The sequence below is a fragment of the Roseibium sp. genome, from assembly GCF_025698965.1.
Taxonomy (GTDB): domain Bacteria; phylum Pseudomonadota; class Alphaproteobacteria; order Rhizobiales; family Stappiaceae; genus Roseibium.
This window is the reverse complement of the sequence record NZ_JAILWL010000306.1, coordinates 1-8,012: the sequence shown is the minus strand read 5'-3', so window position 1 is coordinate 8,012 and position 8,012 is coordinate 1. Positions and strand designations below refer to the sequence as shown.

Annotated in this window: 9 protein-coding genes and 1 pseudogene; 3 read left to right on the top strand and 7 right to left on the bottom strand. The window is 56.4% G+C overall.

The genetic code is table 11. The features are described 5' to 3' along the window. The coding region (locus K5905_RS21735; RefSeq protein WP_297587648.1) for a gamma-glutamyltransferase at positions 1-302 on the top strand (302 nt) is incomplete at its 5' end. Positions 303-544: 242 nt separating this feature from the next. Next, positions 545-1,930: a multicopper oxidase family protein gene (locus K5905_RS21730; RefSeq protein WP_297587646.1), complete on the top strand. Its 1,386-nt coding sequence runs from the start codon at positions 545-547 to the stop codon at positions 1,928-1,930. A gap of 11 nt (positions 1,931-1,941) precedes the next feature. On the opposite strand, the gene K5905_RS21725 is transcribed toward K5905_RS21730, so the two are convergent. The 5 genes from K5905_RS21725 to rpmI form a co-directional block, all read right to left on the bottom strand. Then, positions 1,942-2,262, bottom strand: a complete 321-nt coding sequence (locus K5905_RS21725; RefSeq protein ID WP_297587643.1) for a hypothetical protein — start codon at positions 2,260-2,262, stop codon at positions 1,942-1,944. A 241-nt stretch (positions 2,263-2,503) separates the two neighbouring features. Next, the gene (locus tag K5905_RS21720; protein WP_297587641.1) at positions 2,504-2,776 is read right to left on the bottom strand and encodes a hypothetical protein; all 273 of its coding nucleotides are present in this window, start codon (positions 2,774-2,776) and stop codon (positions 2,504-2,506) included. Positions 2,777-3,170: 394 nt separating this feature from the next. Next, positions 3,171-4,607: a sodium:alanine symporter family protein gene (locus tag K5905_RS21715; protein ID WP_297587638.1), complete on the bottom strand. Its 1,437-nt coding sequence runs from the start codon at positions 4,605-4,607 to the stop codon at positions 3,171-3,173. Positions 4,608-4,817: 210 nt separating this feature from the next. Beyond that, positions 4,818-5,177 (bottom strand): 50S ribosomal protein L20, encoded by a 360-nt coding sequence (gene rplT, locus K5905_RS21710; RefSeq protein WP_297587636.1) that lies wholly within the window; start codon positions 5,175-5,177, stop codon positions 4,818-4,820. 26 nt (positions 5,178-5,203) lie between these two features. Continuing rightward, entirely contained in the window at positions 5,204-5,401 is a 198-nt protein-coding gene (gene rpmI / locus K5905_RS21705; protein WP_297587634.1) for a 50S ribosomal protein L35, read from the bottom strand. Between the two features lie 501 nt (positions 5,402-5,902). Between rpmI and K5905_RS21700 the strand changes: the two genes are divergently transcribed. Beyond that, complete coding sequence (locus K5905_RS21700) at positions 5,903-6,808, top strand: LysR family transcriptional regulator (protein ID WP_297587631.1); 906 nt, start codon at positions 5,903-5,905, stop codon at positions 6,806-6,808. Positions 6,809-6,825: 17 nt separating this feature from the next. On the opposite strand, the gene acuI is transcribed toward K5905_RS21700, so the two are convergent. Further along, the gene (gene acuI / locus K5905_RS21695; RefSeq protein ID WP_297587629.1) at positions 6,826-7,818 is read right to left on the bottom strand and encodes an acryloyl-CoA reductase; all 993 of its coding nucleotides are present in this window, start codon (positions 7,816-7,818) and stop codon (positions 6,826-6,828) included. A gap of 15 nt (positions 7,819-7,833) precedes the next feature. After that, positions 7,834-8,012 (bottom strand): annotated as a pseudogene (locus tag K5905_RS21690) (acyl-CoA synthetase); the annotation flags it as partial.

Genomic DNA, 8,012 nt, shown 5'->3' with positions numbered 1-8,012 from the left:
TGGGTGGACAGTATCAGGCCTGCGGTCACGCTCACCTGCTCACCAACATCATCGACTATGGCATGGACGTTCAGGCAGCGATTGATTTTCCGCGCATGTTCTTCGACATGGATACGCACGATCTGCAAGCCGAACGACTGATTCCTCCTTCGACGCTCGATGGACTGAGAGCCCGTGGGCACAAGGTCGTTCTTGCGGGAGATGCTATTGGCGGCAGTCAGGCGATCATGATCGACAAAGCCCGAAGGCTCCTGACCGCCGGGTCCGACCCGCGCAAAGACGGTCACGCATCCGGGTACTGACGCCCGGATGGAGACGTGCATCACCGATGGACCGGCAATCCTCCGATCCCGGGTACCAGAGCACGTCCATCAAATGATCCGGCATTCAATGGATGTGCTTTAGTTGCTCAGATTGTCGAGTGGTTTCAATCCCGCTCGACATTCTCTATTTGATTGAAATGACGCGTTTTACCGGATTTCCGGTCATGCCCCTTTCCTCTAAAACGCTTTCCCGGACGCGCCCGAATTGAAAGAGGTTTCAAATGCTCGATCTTTCGAGACGAGAGTTCCTGCTCGGCAGCGCTGTCACTGCAACAGCCTTTTCCCTCGGCGGCGTTGCCGCAAGCCAGGCGCAGGCCGCCGATCACGCTCTCGGACTTGGTATGCTGGATTATCGAATTCTGCCCAATATGGTGACAAAGGGCATGATGTGTTTTGCGCCGGATGGGCCTCCGCCGGTATTGCGCTTCAAGCAAGGACAGAAGACTTCCATTGATGTCAGAAACGAGCTCGATGAAGCGTCGGTTGTTCACTGGCACGGTCTGCGGATTGCCAATGCGATGGACGGGGTGCCGTATCTGACCCAGTATCCGATCGAATCCGGTCAGTCCTTCCGCTATGAATTCACCCCGCCGGACGCGGGAACCTTCTGGTATCACCCTCACTGCAACACACTGGAACAAATGGCCCGTGGTCTGACCGGGGTGATGGTTGTCGAGGAAGCTGAAGACCCGGGTTTCGATACGGACCTGCCTCTGAATATTCGTGACTTTCGGCTGGGAAGCGATGGTCAGTTCATTGCCCTGTTCAAGGCCCGGAACGCTGCGCGTGGCGGCACTCTTGGAACCGTTTCGACCGTAAACTGGAAAGTCGATCCGGTGTATGAGGTCACTGCGGGAAGCCTGGTCCGGCTGCGGCTTGCCGTGACTGACGTGACCCGCGTTGGCAGGTATGAAATTGAGGGCGGGGAGGCCCAGGTGATAGCCATCGATTCCAATCCGCTGCCGAAGCCGATGCCGGCGTCGGAAATTGTCCTGTCGCCCGGGCAGAGAGCCGATGTTGCTCTGCGCGTACCCGACAGTGAGGACGAAGCTGTCCGGCTCATTCTCAGACGTCGCAATGGCAGCAAGGTGCTCGCCCGCTTTCAGCCAAAGGGCGCGAGTGCCGGACGAGATCTCCGTGAGCTCAAACCCTTGCCGCAAAATCCCGTAGCGGCACCGGATCTGAAAAATGCAGAGGTTCTGGAATTCGTGTTCGGTTGGTCACCGGAAGGCGATGCGCCCCAGTCGAGCCTGTGCGGCACACTTGGCTACACGTTCTGGTCCATCAATCGCACAGCCTGGCCGGGCGACCTGCCGGGACCGTTTGATCCGCTTGCGACGTTAAAACTCGGGAAGTCCTACATTTTGCGCCTTCGCAACGAAACACCGAACGACCACCCGATACATCTTCACGGAGTATCATTTCAGCTGTTGAGGTCCAACAAGCGCAAATTAGCGCCCCTGGTGACGGATACGGCGCTGCTTCAGTCGGAAGAGACCATGGATGTGGCGCTGGTCGCGGACAATCCCGGCGATTGGGCATTCCATTGTCATGTGATTGAGCATCAGAAAACCGGCCTCGCCGGTTTTCTGAGAATTGAGGGGTAGGTGATGGGGTGTCATGCAGTCATTGAAATCGTGTACGAGTGGTCGTCCTGCTCGTGAGCGGTGACTGACTCATATTGCTGAAGGTGCAAGTGCCGTTCCAGCTGTGTTTCCGGGTAGTCCTGATGGCTGGCCAGCAGCTGCGTTGTGTATTGTGCGTGCGCGCCGTGGTATCCGTCTTTCTGAAGGGCTGCGGATGCGACATGTGCGGGGGGCAGGGGCATGTCGCCAAACCTGGTTGAAGCCGCAGGAGCCTCTTGAGATGTTGCAGGCGCGACAACCGGTTTTTGCCGGATGCGCAATGAGTGGATGGCCGAAACAGGTGTCACTTGCATGTCAGAACTCCGTGGTGGGCCAGTCCGTGGCCAATCAGATCGGAGGTCCGGGACAATCCCGGAACTGTTAAAAATGTAAGCTCCGGAGCCGGAGAAAACTGTGCTGGGCATCACATATTGGCAGAATTAGCAATCACGCGACTGTCATCAGGAAAAAAGAAACCCGGAGCTGAGCCCCGGGTTGAAGGTATCCAGTGGTACATCTGGAAACTTGAAAACTGAGTGTGAGATCGAATGGGCTCTAGCGCTCGGTTTTGAGCACATGACCTGCAGGTCTTTGACGGGGCAGAGCGGCGGTTGCCCGATAGCTGTTGACGCCGCTCAAGGGTGCAATCTGACTGTACTGCCTTGTGTCAGGCTCACTTTCGCGCGTCGCAATCAGATGGGCCAGAAATGCGGAGTTCGGACGGTAGCGTGTCGAGAATGCTTCCTGCTCGCTTTCGAGTACAGGTTGAAGCGGAACAGGCAACTGCGCAGCGAAATCGACATTGCGTTCGGATTTCGTCTCTCCCAAAGAGGGACGTTTCCGCCTCACATTGGCACGACCTGCCGAAGATACCGGGTTCACTCGCACGTTTTAACGCCTCGTTGTTTCAGAATGGCACTGTGAGTGCCGTCTTGACTGAAACTTCGCAATCATCGTGCCATTTTAGAGGCTTGTTAACTAATTGTCCGCAGAAATCCGCGAAAAGCGGATCACAATCGTTAACGAGAAAGTGCTTGATCCCGCAATTTACTGCGACCTTTATTGGAGCAACATCAAGCAATCTTCGCATAATCCGAAGGATCGCTTCCGTCTTTGGGAAAGAGTGCAGATTGGCAAGGCAAACAAAAACGCAGCCTTGAAGGCCGCGTTTTAGTTGCTTGATGCAAGGCGGAACACTGTGCTCCGTCCGGTTGCAGACGGGTCAGCTTTCTTCCGGGATTTTACCTGTCCATGCCGTGCGGTCGATATCAAGGTCCGCGTAGTCGTCCGGGTTCAGAACAGGTCGTGCAACACCGTTGCTGAGCTGTGTCTTGAAGTCCTTCAATATACGAAGCGCGGTCGGGAACAGCATCAGCAACGCCAGCAGATTGACGATGGCAAGAAGACCCATGAGCGGATCGGAGAAGAAGAACACGGCAGTCGCATTGGGGGCCGTCGCGCCCAGGAACACGATAGCAATCACAATCAGTCGCAATGCGTGAACCGAAACCGGATTTTCGGTCATGAAGGTGAGCGCGTTCTCGCCGAGATAGTAATTGTAGATGATCGAGCTGAATGCGAAGAGCACGAGGGCGACGGTCAGGAAATAGCTTGTCCAGCCACCCAAATGCGATGCTAGCGATTTCTGTGTCAGGACGATACCGTCCACACCTTCTGCTCCGGGTTGGTAAACATCACCCAGCAGGATGATGAAGGCGGTGCAGGAGCAGATGAGAATCGTGTCGATAAAGACAGAGAAGGACTGGGTGATACCCTGACTGATCGGGTGTCTCACCTCGGCAGTTGCTGCAACGTTCGGTGCGGATCCAAGACCAGCCTCGTTGGAAAAGAGGCCGCGCTGCAAGCCTTGCTGGATGGCGACACCCATTCCGCCGCCGACAAGTTCTTCCAGACCGAAGGCATTGGCGACGATCATGTAGAAAACGCGCGGGACTTCCGCGATATTCACGATGATTGCCAGCAGCGCCAGCGCGATATACCCGACTGCCATGATCGGGACGATTACGTCGGCCGTCTTGGCGATTCGGTGAATGCCGCCATAGACGATCAGACCCGTGAGAACGGCGAGGAAGACGCCACTCCAGAGCCGCCCGATGCCAAGGCTTTCCTGAGCCGCACCGGCGACGGTGTTTCCCTGAAACGCATTGAAGCCGATGGCAAAGGATGCGATCAGGCAGACGGCATAGAGCACCGCGAGCCAGCGGAAACTCTCGCCCAGCCCGTGAATGATGGTTCGGGCCGGACCGCCGCGGTAATCGCCATCTCCCGTTGACCGCTTGTAGAGTTGGGCCAGGGAACATTCGATCAGACTGGTGCACATGCCGACCAGAGCGATGGCCCACATCCAGAAGACCGCGCCGGGGCCGCCGAGGGAAATTGCGACAGCAACACCGGCGATGTTACCACCGCCAACACGCCCGCCTACGGACAGGAGAAGTGCTTCGCGTGCCGAAATCGCGTTGGGATCCCCGGTCTGGTTCTTGGAGGACAGGACCCGAAACATGCGTTTGAAAAAACGAAACTGCACAAACCCGGTTACAACAGTGAAAAATACGCCGATAACGACGAGGAATGGGATTAGCGCAAACCCCCAGGTCAGGTCGCCGATCAGTCCGAATAGATTTTCCAGAAATTGCATGGCTGGCAAACTCCCCTTGTGGCCTGAGCAGGCCAAGTCGAGGAAGCGTAAACGCATGCCGCAAGGTCATGCAACTGTAGAATTTACTTTTGCAACGCAGCAACTTGCGAGAAGCCAGGCAAATCGGGGATCTTGAAATTTCTGTTGGCACAAAAGAAAAGCGCGATCCGCCGGACCGCGCTTTCAGAAAGTCGTTTCAGGTCGAAACCCTTAGGCGGTCAGAGCGCCCTGTGCCTGATCGACCAGTGCCTTGAAGGCATCCGGCTGATTGATGGCCAGGTCGGACAGAACCTTGCGGTCGACTTCCACGCCAGCCTTGTTCAGACCGTCGATGAAGCGGCCATAGGTCAGGCCGTGCTGACGGGTCGCTGCGTTGATGCGCTGAATCCAGAGCGAACGGAAGTTACGCTTCTTGGCCTTGCGGTCGCGATAGGCGTATTGTCCTGCCTTCTCCACGGCCTGCTTGGCAACGCGAATGGTATTCTTGCGGCGGCCATAGTAGCCTTTGGCGGCCTTCAGAACTTTTTTGTGACGAGCGTGGGCGGTTACGCCCCGTTTGACGCGTGACATTTAGGTGATCTCCTTCGGGGCTGGCGTTATGCGTAGGGCAGGAACTGCTTCACGACCTTTGCATCCTGATCGCTCAACGTGGTTGTGCCACGGGCGTTGCGGATGAACTTGTTCGTGCGCTTGATCATGCCATGACGCTTGCCGGCCTGCGCGGTTTTCACCTTGCCGGTCGCAGTCACTTTAAAGCGCTTTTTGGCGCCGGACTTCGTCTTCAGCTTGGGCATTTTGCATCCTTTCCTTGGTGTGTCCGATAAATCGGACACTCTTTTGTTGGTGCATTCAGAGCCGACACGGCATGCCCTTGTTCTGTCTTGGATGGCTGTATTCAGAATACAGGAAACCAGTCCAAGACGAGCCGGACGACTCTGGACCGGGCGCTTATATGGGAGCTTTCCCCAGAAAGCAACCGGATTCAGCGTCGGAAAGCTGTTTCCGGCAATACGCCTTCTGGTTGACAAAGGTGAATTGAAAAGACCCCTTTGCCTTGGACTTCGCTAGGCAGCGGGTTTGCATTCCCTCTTGGCTGCCTCAAATGGTTGACCCATCAAACACCCCTCTAATCCGAAAGTGTTGATGCCTACAGCGCAACGGGTTCTGACCAGGCCCCGAAAACTGCCATCTTCATAGGCGAATGAGTGACCTATCCTCATGACCTGATTGCATATTTGTGCGCAATCCGAAGAAAACAGCACATTTATTCCTATAATCATGAATAAACTACATGAATGGATATTCATTCTCTCAAGACCATTTTGCTCGTCCGCGACCTTGGCAGTATTGCTGCGGCTGCAAGAGCGCTCGATGTGGACGCATCCAATGTTTCCAGGCTCCTGGCTGGCGTCGAACGAGAGCTCGGACTAAGGCTGTTTCAGCGCAGCACTCGCAAACTGTCCTTGACCGAGGAAGGCGACCGGTATCTGAGCCGCGTTGCACCGCTCGTGGACGAACTGGAAGCTGCCCGCGAAGATGCTGCTTTCAAAGGTCTTTCACCGCGCGGAACTCTGCGAATGACGGCATCGGTTGCCTTTTCGCAGGAAATTCTGGTGCCGTTGCTGCCGGAGTTTCAGGAATGTCACCCGGACCTTACTTTGGAACTTTTTCCCTCCGACGCAAATCTGGATCTGTTGGCGGAAGGGTTGGACATGGCCATTCGTCTGGCATCGACTCTCAAGGGCGACCTGATTTCGACCCGTCTGATGAGGACACATTATCGCGTTGTTGTTGCACCGAGCTACCTGCAACATTTCGGACCGATCGCGCATCCCGACGACCTGGCATCGGCAAACTGTCTGCGATTTGACTTGCCAGACTTTCGTAGTTTCTGGCGCTTCCGGAAGACGGGTGAAGATCCATTTGCAGTGGAAGTCTCCGGCACAATGGTGATCTCCAGCGCTCTGTCTCTCAGGGAAACAGCGCGCCTTGGCATGGGGCCGGTGCTTCTGCCCGACTGGCTGATCACGAAGGACCTTGCGACAGGCCGTCTGATCAATCTCTTTCCCGAGTTTGACTGTGCACCGGCGGAGTTCGACACATCCGCCTGGGTCCTTTATCCGAGCCGGTCCTATCTGCCGCAAAAGGTGCGGGTGATGATCGATTTCCTGAAAGAAGAGCTGGGGCGGCACCACATCTAGCCGCCCCGAAACGTCAATCAGGCATTCACGTCGACAACCACGCGGCCCTTCACCTGGCCTTTGAGAATGTCGGCGCCGAGTTTCGGCAGATCATTCAGGGTTGCCGGCTGGATCATCGCCTCGAGCTTGTCCATCGGCAGGTCCTTGGCAAGCCGCTCCCAGGCCTTGAGGCGGCCGTCATAGGGTTTCATGACACTGTCGATGCCGAGCAGGTTGACGCCTCGCAACAGGAACGGAATGACGGTGGCAGGCAGGCCCGCACCGCCGGCAAGGCCGACCGCGGCAACCGAAGCCCCGTATTTCATCTGGCCGAGGATCCTTGCAAGCATCGCTCCGCCTACGGCATCGATGCAGCCGGCCCAGGTTTCAGCTTCCAAAGGACGTTTGATCGTTTCATTGACGTCATCGCGCGGAACGATCCGGCTGGCGCCAAGTGATTTCAGATAGTCCCAGGTGCTTTCGCGGCCGGTTACGGCGGCAACTTCATAGCCGAGATTGGCCAGGATTGCCGTTGCGACGGAACCGACGCCACCTGCAGCGCCAGTGACAAGAACAGGACCGTTCTCCGGTTTCAGGCCATGGTCCTCTAGAGCCATGACAGCGAGCATGGCGGTGAAACCCGCCGTACCGATGGCCATGGCGTTGCGGGTGGTCAGGCCGTCCGGCAGAGGAACCAGCCACTCGCCTTTGACGCAAGCCTTTTGAGCGTAACCGCCCCACCAGACCTCTCCGACGCGCCAGCCTGTGAGTACGACCTTGTCGCCCGGCTTGTACCACTCGTCGGAACTCTCCTCGACTGTTCCTGCAAGATCGATCCCGGGAACATGAGGATAGGACTTGACCAGTCCACCACCGGGGCCGAGGCACAGGCCGTCCTTGTAATTCAGTGTCGAATAGTCGATCGCGACGGTAACGTTGCCGTCAGGCAACCGGTTTTCGTCAATTTCCTGAACGGATGCGCTGGTTTTTCCTTCTGCATCCTTGTCGACAATGAGGGCTTTGAAAGTCATTTTGAAGCTACCCTGTTACTTGGTCTTGAGTGCAATCTTCCTGGCCTCCTGGCGCAGGACGTATTTCTGGATTTTTCCGGTTGCTGTTTTCGGCAACTCGGTGAAGACGATTTTCTTTGGCCGCTTGAAGCCGGCCATCTGTTCCTTGCAAAAGGCGATCAGACTGTCTTCCGTCTCCTGGCTGCCGTCTCTTA

Bases quoted from the DNA above. Each gene is read 5' to 3' on its own strand.
- K5905_RS21730 (WP_297587646.1), top strand. From the start codon at position 545: ATGCTCGATCTTTCGAGACGAGAGTTCCTGCTCGGCAGCGCTGTCACT.
- K5905_RS21725 (WP_297587643.1), bottom strand. From the start codon at position 2,262: ATGCAAGTGACACCTGTTTCGGCCATCCACTCATTGCGCATCCGGCAA.
- K5905_RS21715 (WP_297587638.1), bottom strand. From the start codon at position 4,607: ATGCAATTTCTGGAAAATCTATTCGGACTGATCGGCGACCTGACCTGG.
- rplT (WP_297587636.1), bottom strand. From the start codon at position 5,177: ATGTCACGCGTCAAACGGGGCGTAACCGCCCACGCTCGTCACAAAAAA.
- rpmI (WP_297587634.1), bottom strand. From the start codon at position 5,401: ATGCCCAAGCTGAAGACGAAGTCCGGCGCCAAAAAGCGCTTTAAAGTG.
- K5905_RS21700 (WP_297587631.1), top strand. From the start codon at position 5,903: ATGGATATTCATTCTCTCAAGACCATTTTGCTCGTCCGCGACCTTGGC.
- acuI (WP_297587629.1), bottom strand. From the start codon at position 7,818: ATGACTTTCAAAGCCCTCATTGTCGACAAGGATGCAGAAGGAAAAACC.